The following is a 767-nucleotide window of genomic DNA, read 5'->3' as shown; positions in this document are numbered from 1 at the left end:
AGCTTACGGAACATTTCAACACCAGTACAAGTAGAACGAGTTGTATCATTGATACCAACAATTTCTACTTCGTCATTGATGCGGATGATACCAGCTTCAACACGACCAGTTACAACAGTACCACGGCCTTGGATTGAGAAAACGTCTTCGATAGGCATGATGAATGGCTTATCGATGTCACGCTCTGGCTCTGGGATGTAAGAATCAAGTGCATTTGCAAGCTCAACAATCTTATCTTCCCACTCTTTCTCGCCTTCTAACGCTTTAAGCGCAGAACCCGCGATTAGAGGTAAGTCATCACCTGGGAAATCGTATTCTGAAAGAAGTTCACGAACTTCCATTTCTACTAGCTCAAGTAGCTCTTCGTCATCAACCATGTCACATTTGTTCATGAACACGATGATGTAAGGAACGCCAACTTGACGAGAAAGAAGGATGTGCTCACGCGTTTGTGGCATAGGGCCATCTGTCGCAGCAACTACTAAGATCGCGCCATCCATTTGAGCAGCACCAGTGATCATGTTTTTAACATAATCGGCGTGACCAGGACAATCTACGTGTGCGTAGTGACGTGTAGGAGTATCGTATTCAACGTGAGACGTTGAAATAGTGATACCACGTTCGCGCTCTTCTGGAGCGTTGTCGATTGATGCGAAATCTTTAGCAACACCGCCGTATACTTTTGCAAGTACGTTAGTGATTGCTGCAGTTAGTGTAGTTTTACCGTGGTCAACGTGGCCGATTGTACCAACGTTTACGTGCGGTTT

General features: G+C 45.2%; 1 protein-coding gene. It reads right to left on the bottom strand.

What is annotated here, in order from left to right; translation table 11 throughout:
• A partial coding sequence (locus tag H5089_RS20025; RefSeq protein ID WP_182696630.1) for an elongation factor Tu occupies nucleotides 1-767 on the bottom strand: 767 nt, incomplete at both ends.

This window comes from Pseudoalteromonas sp. SR45-1 (assembly GCF_014163655.1).
GTDB classification, from domain to species: Bacteria; Pseudomonadota; Gammaproteobacteria; order Enterobacterales; family Alteromonadaceae; genus Pseudoalteromonas; species Pseudoalteromonas distincta.
The sequence above is the reverse complement of the archived record's forward strand: the minus strand, read 5'-3'. Positions and strand labels throughout refer to the sequence as shown.